12 protein-coding genes are annotated in these 13,405 nt (G+C 46.0%); 9 read left to right on the top strand and 3 right to left on the bottom strand.

The window, feature by feature from the left end; translation table 11 throughout:
* Nucleotides 1-181 precede the first annotated feature (181 nt).
* Entirely contained in the window at nucleotides 182-313 is a 132-nt protein-coding gene (locus QUA00_RS18615) for a hypothetical protein (RefSeq protein ID WP_333410705.1), read from the top strand.
* Between the two features lie 71 nt (nucleotides 314-384).
* Here QUA00_RS18615 and larC read toward each other — a convergent pair whose 3' ends face one another.
* Nucleotides 385-1,839: a nickel pincer cofactor biosynthesis protein LarC gene (larC, locus tag QUA00_RS18610; protein WP_333410703.1), complete on the bottom strand. Its 1,455-nt coding sequence runs from the start codon at nucleotides 1,837-1,839 to the stop codon at nucleotides 385-387.
* A 213-nt stretch (nucleotides 1,840-2,052) separates the two neighbouring features.
* On the opposite strand from larC, the gene QUA00_RS18605 reads away from it, so the two are divergent.
* Nucleotides 2,053-2,718, top strand: coding sequence for an L-threonylcarbamoyladenylate synthase (locus tag QUA00_RS18605; RefSeq protein WP_333144543.1), 666 nt, complete (start codon nucleotides 2,053-2,055; stop codon nucleotides 2,716-2,718).
* 238 nt (nucleotides 2,719-2,956) lie between these two features.
* On the opposite strand, the gene QUA00_RS18600 is transcribed toward QUA00_RS18605, so the two are convergent.
* Nucleotides 2,957-3,088, bottom strand: a complete 132-nt coding sequence (locus tag QUA00_RS18600; RefSeq protein WP_333144544.1) for a hypothetical protein — start codon at nucleotides 3,086-3,088, stop codon at nucleotides 2,957-2,959.
* 123 nt (nucleotides 3,089-3,211) lie between these two features.
* Nucleotides 3,212-3,496, bottom strand: a complete 285-nt coding sequence (locus QUA00_RS18595) for a DUF427 domain-containing protein (RefSeq protein WP_190738299.1) — start codon at nucleotides 3,494-3,496, stop codon at nucleotides 3,212-3,214.
* Nucleotides 3,497-3,593: 97 nt separating this feature from the next.
* Here QUA00_RS18595 and recQ point away from each other — a divergent pair, with 97 nt between their 5' ends.
* The 7 genes from recQ (at nucleotide 3,594) to QUA00_RS18560 (ending at nucleotide 13,332) form a co-directional block, all read left to right on the top strand.
* Nucleotides 3,594-5,789: a DNA helicase RecQ gene (recQ, locus tag QUA00_RS18590; RefSeq protein WP_333410702.1), complete on the top strand. Its 2,196-nt coding sequence runs from the start codon at nucleotides 3,594-3,596 to the stop codon at nucleotides 5,787-5,789.
* A 43-nt stretch (nucleotides 5,790-5,832) separates the two neighbouring features.
* A complete protein-coding gene (locus QUA00_RS18585) occupies nucleotides 5,833-6,990 on the top strand; it encodes a hypothetical protein (protein WP_333410700.1) in 1,158 nt (385 codons plus the stop codon).
* Between the two features lie 389 nt (nucleotides 6,991-7,379).
* On the top strand, nucleotides 7,380-8,489 hold the full coding sequence (locus QUA00_RS18580) for an AAA family ATPase (protein WP_333144547.1): 1,110 nt from the start codon (nucleotides 7,380-7,382) through the stop codon (nucleotides 8,487-8,489).
* Nucleotides 8,489-9,178: a hypothetical protein gene (locus QUA00_RS18575; RefSeq protein ID WP_333144548.1), complete on the top strand. Its 690-nt coding sequence runs from the start codon at nucleotides 8,489-8,491 to the stop codon at nucleotides 9,176-9,178. Before QUA00_RS18580 ends, QUA00_RS18575 begins: the two co-directional genes overlap by 1 nt.
* Before the next feature lie 143 nt (nucleotides 9,179-9,321).
* A complete protein-coding gene (locus tag QUA00_RS18570; protein WP_333410699.1) occupies nucleotides 9,322-11,271 on the top strand; it encodes a long-chain fatty acid--CoA ligase in 1,950 nt (649 codons plus the stop codon).
* A gap of 151 nt (nucleotides 11,272-11,422) precedes the next feature.
* Nucleotides 11,423-11,863 carry a YlqD family protein gene (locus tag QUA00_RS18565; RefSeq protein ID WP_015179467.1) on the top strand — a complete coding sequence of 147 codons (441 nt, stop codon included), beginning with the start codon at nucleotides 11,423-11,425 and terminating at the stop codon, nucleotides 11,861-11,863.
* Nucleotides 11,864-12,036: 173 nt separating this feature from the next.
* Nucleotides 12,037-13,332, top strand: a complete 1,296-nt coding sequence (locus QUA00_RS18560) for a dihydrolipoamide acetyltransferase family protein (RefSeq protein ID WP_333307275.1) — start codon at nucleotides 12,037-12,039, stop codon at nucleotides 13,330-13,332.
* The last annotated feature ends 73 nt before the right edge of the window (nucleotides 13,333-13,405 follow it).

Genomic DNA, 13,405 nt, shown 5'->3' with positions numbered 1-13,405 from the left:
TTAAATTCTTGTGGAACAGGCATCTTGCCTGTTCATAAAAATGGTGCAAGATGTTTTCAACAGACGATCGCTCAAAACTGCCCGCTTTCGAGGAATTGCAACAACAAATTTTACCAAGCCGCAGGCTTTAGTGATTTGTTATTTGTTATCGGTTGAATTAAATTCTTGTGGAACAGGCATCTTGCCTGTTCATAAAAATGGTGCAAGATGTTTTCAACAGACGATCGCTCAAAAATCCCCGCTTTCGAGCAATGGCAACACCAAATTTTACCAAACCCTAGGCTTTAGTTATTTGTTATTTCTTATTGGTTGAATTAAATTCTTGTGGAACAGGCATCTTGCCTGTTCCTAAAAATGCTGCAAGATGTAAGTTCCTGTAATGGATTAAGTGCGATCGTACCAACTTTGCAGCGCCAAGCGGTGAACTTCCCGCCAACTAATATTTTTAATTCTGGCAATTTCCGCGCAATCTTCGTATTCCGGCTGTACATTAACAATCGTTTCTCCAGACTTCGCAACTTTTATCTTAACTTCGCCGTATTCTGTTTTAACTGTCTGGATTTCTCGGTGTAAAATCGTTCTTTGTTGAGTCGATCGCCTAATTCCCAAAGTAGTAGTCTCGCGAAAGATCACAGCTTCGCAAGCCTCCTCAAATTCTGGATGACAAATCGCAGTTAACAAAACCCCCAGCCGCGACTTTTTCATCACAATTGGGGCCGTAAAAACATCCAGAGTTCCGGCGGCGAACAAAGCATCGAAAACATAGCCGATCGCCTGCGGACTCAAATCATCAATTTGCGTTTCCAACACCGTAATAGTTTCTATGGAATTGGGCATTGGGCATTGGGCATCGGGCATTGGGAATTGGGAATTGGGCATCGGGAATTGGGAATGACTACCCGTCTTTCCTCCACTCTCTCCCACTCCCACTCTCCCACTCTCCCCCTCTCCCACTCTCCCCCTCTCCCCCTCTTGCTTCTCCCCAATCCAGAGGCGCAAAATATTAGGAATTGCCAGGTTTCGAGAACCTGCACCCAAACCGATCGCCTGAATTTGCATCGACGGTGGTGGCCCGAAACTAGCGGCGAGAGTACAGGCGATCGCAGTTCCCGTAGGAGTGCACAATTCGCGATCGATCCCATTGCTATAAACCGGCACTCGGTGCGTTTCCCACAACCGCATCACCGCCGGCGTCGGCACCGCTAATCGGCCGTGGGCCGCCTTCACCGTACCGCCACCAGTCGGCATCGCCGAAAAGTAAAACTCCTGAATATCCAACCAATCCAAACCCAAACAAGTACCGACAATATCAATAATTGCATCCGTCGCCCCCACCTCGTGAAAGTGAACCTCGCTTGCGGGGATACCGTGTACTGCAGCCTCTGCCTCTGCTAATTTGCGAAATACGGCCAAACTGCAAGCTTCCACGCGCGGAGGCAATTTTGCAGAGACGATGATTTGCTCAATTTCGGGCAAATTGCGGTGATGACTGTGGCTAATTTCGGCCTCTGCTTCGCCGTGACTGTGAGAATGTTCTTCCCCGTGATGATGGTGGCGGCGGGCGTCGAAAGTCGGGGATTCCGTTTCTGAGGGATCGAGTTCGGTAGCAGGATTTTCCGGTTTTAACGACAAATCCGCAGCTAAATCGACATAAAATTTAGTTGCTTGTTGAGTATTCCGGTGGACTAATTCCGTCCGCAACTGGTACTCTGTCGAAATGCCGAGCAAATTGAGTTTTTCGATTAGGTATTCTAAAGGAACGCCGGCGTGGATGAGAGCTCCGATGCACATATCGCCAGCAATGCCGGTTGGACAGTCAAAATAAGCTATTTTATTCATTGTTAACAATTAATTTTTAGCATTGATTGTTTCATCTTACGCCTTGCACCATTGTCAATAAGTCTTGGACGGGCGGGCAGGATGCCCAACCCCTACTCCCCACAAGAAAATTTACTCTTTGTGGAACAGGCATCTTGCCTGTTCTTGACAATGCTGCAAGATATCGGTTTCACTCGATATTTCGATCGCCCACTTAGCCTGCAATATCTTAACATGGCAACTTTTTACGAAGTGCATCCAGTTGCACCCCAAAGAGACCGGATCGAGAAAATTCAAAAAGCTCTGAAAGATGGGGCAGTGATGCTTTATCCGACAGATACAGTTTACGCGATCGGCTGCGATCTCAACTCCAAGTCTGCTGTAGAACGAGTCAGGCAGATCAAGCAACTCTCCAATGATAAGCCTTTAACGTTCTTGTGTTCCTCTCTGTCAAATATCACCGACTATGCTGTCGTCAGCGATGAAGCATACAGAATTATCAAGCGGTTAATACCTGGGCCTTATACATTTCTGCTGCCAGCTACCAAGTTAGTGCCACGGTTGGTAATGAACCCAAAACGGAAAACCACTGGAATTCGCGTTCCCGACCAGCGGCTTTGTTTTACACTGTTGGAAGCCTTGGGAAATCCAATTATTTCAACATCCGCTAACATTACCACGGATGATGAAGGTGCTGCACCCGTGCCAGCAGGAAAAGGAGAAAGTTTTGGCAAAGCTGAACTTTTTGACTGTTTTTCAAAGTTAGTAGATGTCATTGTCGATGACGGTTCCGATCCGGGATATCAAGTTTCTACCATTCTCGATTTGACAGAAAGCGAACCGATTGTTGTTCGTCGTGGTTTGGGTGCGGAAGCTGTCGCCGTTTGGGAAAAAGATTAAAATTTGAGGATGCTTTCGCTTCTCCAACAGTCCGCCGGGGGTTCAAAACCCCCGTCTCATAGCGAAAGTCCTCTCAAAGAGGACTGTTAAATATAGCGGTTATGGTATTGAATTTAATTAAGCTCTGTCCTATATTTTAAAGCATTGACAATTATCAGAGGAGCAATCGCTATCAGTAGATATTAGATATTATTTCTATTTGAACTTATCGCAACTTATGTTATTCCTCGGGAGCATCTCATATTTGTAAAAACACTTCTTCTGGCTCCTTCCTTCTTCCTCTTCCCTCTTCCCTCCTGCCTCTTCCCTCCTGCCTCCTGCCTCCTGCCTCCTGCCTCAAAACTCCAATTTCTAGCTTGCCTGCTTTCATTGAGATGCTCCCTATTCCTCCCTAATTTCCACAGTCGTCTTAAGACGACTTCAGCTATGAGCCAGGGAATTAATTCCCTGGCGGCCTGTCGGAATCGCCAGCTAACAAACCTGCGGAAAAAACCTAAGCTTCTACCTTAACTCCTTTCCAAAAAGCAATATATCCGGCAATATTTTTAGCAGCATCTTTCGGAGTAGGATAGTACCACGCAGCGTCTTTATTCACTTGTCCGCCGACTTCGACACTGTAGTAACTAGCAACACCTTTCCAACCGCAAGTAGTGTGAGTGCTGCTGTCCTTGAAATACTCACGGTTGATGGCATCGGCGGGGAAATAATAGTTGTTGTCTACAATTTCGCACTTGTCGCTCTCGGCCAAAACGGCACCATTCCAAATTGCTTTCGGCATCAGTTTTTCTGCTTAAATTGAGATTCTCAATTATTGTAACTGTATTTGTGCTCAAAAGGCATAGAATAGTTGAGAAGCCAACAACCAACTACTGCAAATGTCAGCGTCTCATCCGCCAATATCTTCTGTGCCACTGTCCCTGGAACAAGCTCTTAAACATTTTTTTGGCTATGACTCTTTCCGTCCGGGACAGCAGGAAATTGTCGAAGCTGCTTTACAAAAACGGGATATGATGATTGTCATGCCGACTGGCGGTGGCAAGTCTTTGTGTTTTCAATTACCGGCACTGTTGAAACCGGGATTGACAGTGGTTGTGTCGCCGTTAATTGCTCTGATGCAAGACCAGGTGGAGGCTTTGCAGGATAATGGAATTGGGGCGACTTTTCTCAACAGCACTTTGAGCTCTCAGGAAACCCGATCGCGCGAAACAGCAATTCTCGAAGGTAAGATTAAATTGCTCTACGTTGCACCCGAACGCTTGCTGGGTGAGAGATTTTTACCGTTTTTAGATATAGTAGCAAATAAGTTAGGAATTTCGGCATTTGCGATCGACGAAGCCCACTGCGTTTCGGAATGGGGGCACGACTTTCGACCAGAATACAGGCAAATGCAGCGAGTGCGCGATCGATATCCCGACATTCCCATTATGGGACTAACCGCCACCGCCACCGAGCGCGTCCGCCAAGACATCATCCAGCAGCTAACTCTGCGAAATCCCTACATCCACGTCGCCAGCTTCAACCGCCCCAATTTATACTACGAAGTTCGCCCCAAAACCAAGCACAGTTTTGCCGAAGTTTTGCAAATCATCCAAAAAAAAGGCGGTTCGGGAATTATCTATTGCCTCAGTCGCAAAAAAGTTGACGAAGTTGCCTATAAATTGCAACAAAGCGGCATCCAAGCCTTACCATACCACGCTGGCATGAACGATGTCGATCGCGCCACCAATCAAACCCGCTTCATTCGCGACGACGTGCAAGTAATGGTAGCCACAATAGCCTTTGGTATGGGCATTAACAAACCAGACGTGCGGTTTGTAATTCACTACGACTTACCCAAGAATCTCGAAGGATACTATCAAGAATCTGGCCGCGCAGGCCGAGACAACGAACCCGCCCATTGCAGCTTATTTTTTGGCTACGGCGATGTCAAAATGATCGACTACATCATCGAGCAAAAACCTGACCCGCAAGAACAACGAATTGCCCGCCAACAGTTGCGGCGAGTAATCAACTATGCAGAATCCACCGAGTGCCGCCGCACAATCCAGTTAAGTTATTTTGGCGATTCATTCCCCGGAAACTGCGGTACTTGCGATAACTGTTGCAACCAAAAACCAGTAGAAGATTGGACGATTGAGGCAATGAAATTTCTTTCTTGCGTCGCGAGATGCCAAGAAAAATTCGGCATGAATCATATTATAGACGTGCTGCGCGGTTCAAAAAATCAAAAAGTATTGCAATACCAGCACCACCAACTTTCTACTTACGGAATAGGCAAAGATAGAAGTGCTGATGAATGGAAAAAGTTGAGTCGATCGCTGGTAAATCAAGGTTTTTTAGAGGAAAGAACAGACGGGTTTCCCATTTTAAAACTGAATGAAAAAAGTTGGGAAATTATGAAACGTCAGCGCACAGTTGAAATCGCCATTGAACCGCAGCGGGAAGTACAGGCGAAAGTTCGTTCTTTGGCAGTAGAAGTAGAAGCTTTATTTACCATACTGCGGACGCTACGCAAACAAATTGCCGACGAACAATTTGTGCCACCTTACGTAGTTTTTGCAGATAAAAGCTTGCGAGATATGGCAGAAAAACGCCCGCAAAATCTCCGAGAATTCGAGGATGTTTACGGCGTTGGTAGCAACAAGCGAGATAAGTACGGTAAGGTTTTCTTGGAGGCCATTCGCAATTTTTGCCAAGAACAAGGATTGCCGAATGGTACTGCATCTTCTGATGTTGCTAATCTTCCCAATCTTCCCAACATTGCGTCTTATTCGCAGATGCAAACCTGGGAATTATACCGACAAGGCTTGACAGTTCAAGGAATAGCGAATGCGCGGGGTATGAGTCCTAATACTATTTCGGGGCATCTGATAGAATTGATGGAAATGGGCAGGGAAGTTGATATAAATTTGTTAGTGGAACCGGAACGCCAGCAGGCGATAGTGTACGCTATTGAAGTTATGGGGGATGAAAAACTGAGAGCAATTTATGATTTTTTGGAAGAACGTTATACGTTTGAGGAGATTAAGTTTGTGCGCGCTTGGTGGCGGCAAAATTATGTGGGTTTTTAACCGCAGATGTAGGCTGATTAACGCTGATGCACGCAGATAATTGATGGGAGGAAAGCTACTCTTCGGCGCAGATTACGGCTATCATGTGTTGTGTAGTTCACCCTACTTCATGCCGCTTCACCTGAGTTCGGCTAACTCCAAGCAACTCGTAGTAATTGAGCAGCCTGCAGCTTACTCATTGCCGCTTCCCAAATGCCTTTTGCACAATAGCTGTAAAAGTTACGAACAGGCAGAAACAATGAAAGCTACTGGTAAGGTGTATACAATTGATTTGGCTGGAAATCAGTATCAAAGCCCTCGCTACTTGCAAAGTCGGGCAAGGATTAACTCCCTCATCGACCATTATATGTCATTGGAAGTTTTGAGCGATCGACTTTCCGATCTACCCCAGCAATTTTCCAACCCGCATCCCCGCCCTTGGGAACCCATAGATTGGCAACGAATCACTCGCGACCAAATTATTGGTGTCAAGCCAGAAATATTTTTACAAATTTTGGCAAGTGCGGCAGAAATTGAAGCTCCCATCCGCAGCTACGGTAGAGAAAGTTGGTGCTACTTACAGCATATTTACCCGCAAATGGCGCGGTTTATGGGAGGAATTTTTGATGACAACGGCAACATTCTAGAGATAGGTGTCTGGGAAAAAGAAGAACGCCAACATTGCCCGACATTTAGGAAAATTTACCAGGAACTTACCGCCGAAAAACTGCAAGTTAAACCCAACTCTGTTAATGGTTGTCAATCCACAGGCGACGCTTGGCAAGATACCTACAAACACGTGATTAGTCGCCTGAGTACCGAGTGGGGAGCTACTTCTATTTATTTATGGTTGATGGTACACTCAACAGGAGCGTTGCAACAGGCAATTTCCCAGCCTTTACAGGATGAGATAAATCATTTGGCTAAGTTTTGGGGTTTCAGCCGCTGGGCATTCTCCCAGAGTTATTTCAATCAACTCAAAGGCTCTACCAAAAACCTGATTGCTTTGCTGAAACACCATCAGATTGAACGCACGCACGGTAACGATGTGTTTAATACTTCACTTAGTCTCAAACAGCTTTCTTTGGTGGTGGAATTGACTTTTACATTCACGCGAGTGATGGTGCGTCTGCGGCGCTGGAACCGCGAGCTCAGTCGCAGTTATCTCAGACATTTGTTTGGTACTGCGCCGATGGTTGATTCACCGCGCCATGTTGCTTAAATCTGAGAGATTGCACGAGTTTAATGAACAGGCAAGATGCCTGTTCCACTCATCGTTCAATTTTATTGTGGGGTAAGGTGCGCCATCAGCACCCAGTTATGTTAAAGTGCGATCATCGATGTATGTACTCGTTTGCTCGGCATCTATAGCAACCCTAAATCATTCGCCTAATTATTGTAGGGGCAATCCCCCCGTGGTTGCCCCGATAGATAGGGGGTAGGCACGGGGAGTAGGGGTAGCACTACCCCTACAAATTTATCTGAATCATTTAGGATTGCTATAGTAGAATTGATGGAGATGGGGCTGGAATCGGTTTTTGAGGGGAGTTTTTAACCGCAGATGCAGGCTGATAAATACTGAGGGACGCAAATAATTGAGGGGACGCGGAAATGAGAATTAAAAAATTAGCTTTTTGGGATAATTTACGAGAGTGGCGTTTTGAACCGATATATTTTTCCAACTTGGCTTTATTAGTTGGGGTATCTGGTGTGGGCAAAACACAAATTTTGCAAGGAATTTTGCGTTTAAAAGAGATAGCCAATGGTGAGTCCTCAAATGGTTTAGGTTGGGATATTACATTCTCGACAGTAAATAATGTTGAGTACCGCTGGCAAGGTCAATTTGAAACAAAAAAAAATCTGCCCATGATTCTTGATAAGGAAGACGAAACTAATGAATTTAGGATTATTAGAGAATATTTAGGGAGACAGGGAAATGTAATTATAGACAGAATAGCTAATGAAATTATACTTAACGGGAATAAAACTCCTAAATTATCGCCATTTCAAAGTGCTGTTGAAATTTTAAATCAAGAGGAAGATATTTCACCTGTTCACCAGGCTTTTAATCAAATAGTTATAAACAATATGAGTTCCCTTGATGGTTTTTACGATATCATGAGGACAACAATTTCAAAAATTGAGATTGCCTTGGATAACCTTAAAGCAAGCAACTTGCCACTTCAAATTAAACTCGCTTTTATTTATCGCGACTACTCAGAGGTTTTTAATAACATTAAACGCACATTTATAGAAATATTTCCTCAAGTTGAAGATGTAAAAATAGAAGCGGTAGAAGATGACACTTCATCATTTACGAGTTTTCCCATTCAGATAAAAGAGAAAGGTGTCACTGATTGGATATTTCAAAATAACATTTCATCAGGAATGCTGAAAACGCTAATTCATATTAGTGAACTGTACTTGTCGCCCGAAGGCACTGTAATCCTGATCGACGAATTTGAAAACAGCTTGGGGATTAACTGTATTGATGTGGTGACAGATTTAATTGTAGAAAATAGAAATATTCAATTCATTCTTACCAGCCACCATCCCTACATAATCAATAATATTGGGATGGAGCACTGGAAAATAGTCACTCGCAAAGGTGGGGTTGTAACTGTGATAGATGCTAAAGATTTGAAGTTGGGAAAATCGAGGCATCAAGCTTTTACGCAACTGATTAATCTAGAAGAATACAGCGAGGGAATTAAAGTTTGATGAATCTGTATTTTTTAGTCGAAGGGAAGCAATCCGAGAGAAAAGTTTATCCTGCATGGCTGGCTCATCTTTTACCGGAATTGCAGCGAGTTGATAATTGCGATGATGTGAATGAAAAAAATTATTACTTGATTAGCGGTGAAGGATATCCTTCATTAATATACGATTTTATCCCGCGTTCGATCGCCGAAATTAACTCAAACGGAAAATACAGCTATTTTGTAGTATGTCTCGATGCCGAGGAAAATACTGTTGCCGAACTCACAACAGAAATTTATGATTTTTTAACTGAGCAGAAATTGAAATTATACAATGCAGAACTTGTGCTGATATTTCAGAATCGCTGCTTGGAAACTTGGCTGTTGGGTAATCGGAAGATTTATTCCAGAAATCCTCAAAACAAACCTTTGCTAGATTATACTAAATATTACGATGTTTCAGTTAACTGTCCCGAAAATATGGGCAGATATCAAGACTTTAATACTCACGCTCAGTTTCACGGAGCTTATTTGAGAGCGTTATTTGAAGCTAAAAATATTACCTATTCAAAAAAACGACCGGGAGATGTACTCAAGCCATTTTATTTGGAACAACTATTGACAAGGATTCAAATTCAGCCCGAACAACTGACTACTTTCCGTCAGTTCATCGATTTCTGTAACAAAATTAAACCAAAAGTGTCAACTTAAAAGGCAACAAATAAGAGAAAATAAAAATTAAAAGGTAGAGACAGATTTGCAAACTGTCCCTACCCAAGCAGATACAGTTAGGATACATTTCATACTAGATTTAGATAAAACACTTTAATCTCGCACAACTCGCAAAAATAACTATGAACAACCCAGCATCTTACACATCATCCCAAATGACCGATCGCGAACGCGCGAACCTCAGCAAGCTAATCGATTACAGTTCCATTCGATCGATACCCGAAATTTGGGCGATCGTCAAACAGCGATTTCCTCAAACCGTCGCCCTCCACGACCCCCACAGCCAGCCAGAAATCAAACTCACCTACACCGACCTCTACCAACAAATCCAGCAATTCGCCGCCGGCCTCCAAGCCCTCGGCATTGAACCAAATCCCGAAGAAGCAGTCCCTCCCCGCGTCGCCCTCTTCGCAGACAACAGCCCCCGCTGGCTGATAGCCGACCAAGGTATCATGATGGCCGGGGCCGCGAACGTTGTTCGAGGCGCCACCGCCGACCCTCAAGAACTCCTATACATCATCCAAGACAGCGGCAGCAGCGCCTTGGTAGTCGAAAACCTGGCATTACTGAAAAAACTGCAACACCGCCTCCCAGATTTGCCCATCCAACTCATCGTCCTCCTCTCCGACGAAGAACCGGAAACCAGCCAAACCCTCAACACAGTCAAATTTTCCCAAGTGATGACCACAGGGGCAAACCGTCCCCTCAAACCCACCAACCACAAGCCTCAAACCCTCGCCACCCTCCTCTACACCAGCGGCACCACCGGCAAACCCAAAGGCGTCATGCTGACTCACGGGAACCTGCTGCACCAACTCACCACCTTGGGCACTGTTCTCCAGCCCTCAGCCGGCGAGGGCGCCCTCAGCATTCTGCCCAGTTGGCACGCCTACGAACGCAGCGTCGAATACTTCCTGCTTTCCCAAGGATGCACGCAAATTTACACCAATATTCGCTATTTCAAACAAGACTTTAAAACTTACAAACCCCAGTACATGGTCAGCGTTCCGCGCATCTGGGAATCGATTTATGAGGCCGTACAAAAGCAATTTCGGGAACAGCCACCTAACAAACAAAAATTGGTGGATTTCCTGTTATCTGCCAGCCAGCAATACATCGAGAACCGCCGCATTTTCCAAGGATTAACTCTTAGTTTGAAACCGGCTTCTGCTTCCGAAAAACTAATCGCCCGCACCAAAAGCATTGTGTTGTCGCCCGTACACGCCCTCGCCGAAAAACTGGTTTACCAAAAAGTCAGGGAAGCTACAGGGGGACGCTTAAAATGGGCGATTAGCGGTGGCGGTTCTTTGGCCGCGCATATAGACAATTTCTTTGAAATAGCGAATATCGGTTTGTTAGTGGGATACGGTTTAACCGAAACTTCGCCGGTTTTAACTGTGCGCCGCCCTTGGCACAATCTTAAAGGTTCCGCAGGACAGCCTCTAGCCCATACGGAAATTAAAATAGTAGACCCAGAAACCAGACAGCAACTGCCCACAGGCCAGCGCGGTTTAGTATTGGCGCGGGGGCCGCAAATTATGCAGGGCTATTATCTTAATCCCCAAGCGACTGCCAAGGCGATCGACTCCGAGGGCTGGTTCGACACCGGCGACTTGGGCTGGCTGACACCGGGAAACGACTTAATCTTGACCGGGCGGGCCAAAGATACGATCGTCCTCACCAACGGCGAAAACATCGAACCCCAGCCCATAGAAGACGCCTGCCTCCGCAGCCCCTACATCGACCAAATTATGCTAGTAGGTCAAGACCAGAAATCAGTCGGCGCCTTAATTGTCCCCAATGCAGAAGCCGTGCAGAAATGGGCAGAAACTCAGAATCCCCCATTACACGAAATTGACTGGAATAGCAAGACTATTCAAGATTTATTCCGAAAAGAATTGAACCGAGAGGTGCAAAATCGCCCCGGATACCGCGCGGACGATCGCATCGGCCCGTTCCGGTTGATTCAGGAGCCATTTTCGATGGAAAATGGAATGTTGACCCAGACCCTGAAAATTAAGCGCCCGGTTGTGACGCAACACTACCGCGATATGATTGACGGGATGTTTTGAAATATTCGCAGGACTTGGGGAATGGAAAAGAAAAAATTATCCCAACACCCGAGTCCCGAGTCCGAGTCCTCAGTCCTGGGCCATTAGTTCATATTTACCAACTAATGGCCCAGGACTAATGCCTAATTCCTAATTGACAAGCAACAACTTTATGGAACCACAATTACTCTTGAAGCGATCGATTAACGTTAAAGTCGTCGTTACTCCCCGCTGGAAAGAAGAAGCTCAACAGCAACTCCAAGCCCAAATCAACCAAATAGACTCTCAGCTACAACAGTTAGAAATGCAAGGGCAGCGGATGATTTCAGAAATCCAAAAGCAAAATCTGCAGCCCCCAGGCCCGCAAGTAATGCAGCAAATAGAAAACATTCAAGTGCAGGTGAATCAAAGAAAAAGCGAACTGCTAGAACAGAAAAACCAAAACCTGCAACAGCTTCAGCAAGTGCAGGTGCTAGACCTGGAACAAGAAGTGAGTCAAGGTCAAATTGACGGCACATTCACTGTCGGGCTCGGAGAAAACTTGATTCAAAAAATGCAAGTAGAAATACTCCTCCGCGACGGCATAGTCGAAGAAATTCGAGGTGATATTTAGAAATTGGTAAGTGGTAATTGGCGATCGGTAATTGGCAATTGATTTTGAGTCAACAGTCACACATCAAGAATGCGAGAGACTGGCATAATAATAAGTATTGCCGGTGGCCGATCGCCAATTATCAATTGCCAAATACCGATTACCTATTACCCACACAAAAGGACTTTTTACAGATGATTCGCGAAGTTTTCATGCCAGCCCTGAGTTCTACCATGACAGAGGGCAAAATTGTTTCCTGGGTCAAATCCGCCGGAGACAAAGTAGAAAAAGGCGAAACGGTGGTAGTGGTTGAATCCGACAAAGCCGACATGGATGTCGAGTCTTTCTACGAAGGCTATTTAGCAATAATTATCGTACCGGCGGGCGAAGTTGCTCCGGTAGGAGCGGCAATCGCCCTGGTAGCAGAAACAGAAGCCGAAATCGCCGCAGCTCAGCAGCAAGGATCCGCCGCCCCAACCGCAGCCGCCGCCCCCGCTCCCAGCCCCGCTCCTGTGAGCGCAGCTACATCCTCAGCAGGTTTGCAGCAAAATGTCAGCCGCCAAAACGGCCGCAGCGTCGTTTCTCCCCGCGCTCGCAAGTTAGCCAAAGAGTTTAAAGTAGATTTGAATTCTATCAAAGGCAGCGGGCCCAACGGTCGCATTGTCGCAGAGGATGTGGAAGCAGCAGCCGGCAAAGCTCAACCAGCTCCGGTTCAGCAAGCGGTAACAGTTCCCGCAGCACCCGCACCGGCATCTGCAGCACCCGCCCCCGCAGCAGCCAAACCCGCACCCGCACCAGTCCCGGCGATCGCACTTTCGGGCCAAAGAGTACCGATGAATGCGCTGCAAAATGCGGTGGTGCGGAATATGGAAGCAAGTTTGAGCGTGCCGTCTTTCCGCGTGGGTTACACAATTACTACTGATAATCTGGACAAACTCTACAAACAAATTAAGTCCAAGGGCGTCACGATGACGGCTATGCTGGCGAAGGCTGTAGCAGTAACTTTACAAAAACATCCTCTGCTGAATGCTTGTTATTTGGAGTCGGGTATTCAACACCGCGCTGATATTAATGTGGCGGTAGCGGTGGCGATGGATGGCGGCGGTTTGATTACGCCGGTGTTGCAAAATGCCGATCGCCTCGATATTTATTCGCTCTCCCGCACTTGGAAGGATTTAGTCGATCGCGCCCGCACCAAGCAGTTGAAGCCGGATGAATACAGCACGGGAACTTTCACTCTTTCCAATTTGGGAATGTTTGGAGTAGACAAGTTTGACGCGATTTTGCCGCCGAATCAAGGCTCGATTTTGGCGATCGGCTCTTCGCGGCCGCAAGTAGTGGCAAACGAGGATGGTTTGATGGGAGTGAAGCGGCAAATGCAGGTGAATATTACTTGCGATCACCGGATTATTTACGGTGCTGACGCGGCGTCTTTCTTGCAAGATTTAGCGAAATTGATTGAGACAAATCCTCAGTCTTTGACGCTTTAATTAGTTAATTGTTGACAGTTGACTGTTGACAGTTCGCAGTTGACTGTTGACAGTTGACTGTTGGCAGTTGACT

Source organism: Microcoleus sp. T2B6 (genome assembly GCF_036700475.1).
GTDB lineage: Bacteria > Cyanobacteriota > Cyanobacteriia > Cyanobacteriales > Microcoleaceae > Microcoleus.
The sequence above is the reverse complement of the archived record's forward strand: the minus strand, read 5'-3'. Positions and strand labels throughout refer to the sequence as shown.

Excerpts from the sequence above, each read along its gene's own strand:
- larC (WP_333410703.1), bottom strand. The coding sequence starts at position 1,839 with ATGAATAAAATAGCTTATTTTGACTGTCCAACCGGCATTGCTGGCGAT.
- QUA00_RS18605 (WP_333144543.1), top strand. The coding sequence starts at position 2,053 with ATGGCAACTTTTTACGAAGTGCATCCAGTTGCACCCCAAAGAGACCGG.
- QUA00_RS18600 (WP_333144544.1), bottom strand. The coding sequence starts at position 3,088 with ATGAAAGCAGGCAAGCTAGAAATTGGAGTTTTGAGGCAGGAGGCAGGA.
- QUA00_RS18595 (WP_190738299.1), bottom strand. The coding sequence starts at position 3,496 with ATGCCGAAAGCAATTTGGAATGGTGCCGTTTTGGCCGAGAGCGACAAG.
- recQ (WP_333410702.1), top strand. The coding sequence starts at position 3,594 with ATGTCAGCGTCTCATCCGCCAATATCTTCTGTGCCACTGTCCCTGGAA.
- QUA00_RS18585 (WP_333410700.1), top strand. The coding sequence starts at position 5,833 with ATGGGAGGAAAGCTACTCTTCGGCGCAGATTACGGCTATCATGTGTTG.
- QUA00_RS18580 (WP_333144547.1), top strand. The coding sequence starts at position 7,380 with ATGAGAATTAAAAAATTAGCTTTTTGGGATAATTTACGAGAGTGGCGT.
- QUA00_RS18575 (WP_333144548.1), top strand. The coding sequence starts at position 8,489 with ATGAATCTGTATTTTTTAGTCGAAGGGAAGCAATCCGAGAGAAAAGTT.
- QUA00_RS18570 (WP_333410699.1), top strand. The coding sequence starts at position 9,322 with ATGAACAACCCAGCATCTTACACATCATCCCAAATGACCGATCGCGAA.
- QUA00_RS18565 (WP_015179467.1), top strand. The coding sequence starts at position 11,423 with ATGGAACCACAATTACTCTTGAAGCGATCGATTAACGTTAAAGTCGTC.
- QUA00_RS18560 (WP_333307275.1), top strand. The coding sequence starts at position 12,037 with ATGATTCGCGAAGTTTTCATGCCAGCCCTGAGTTCTACCATGACAGAG.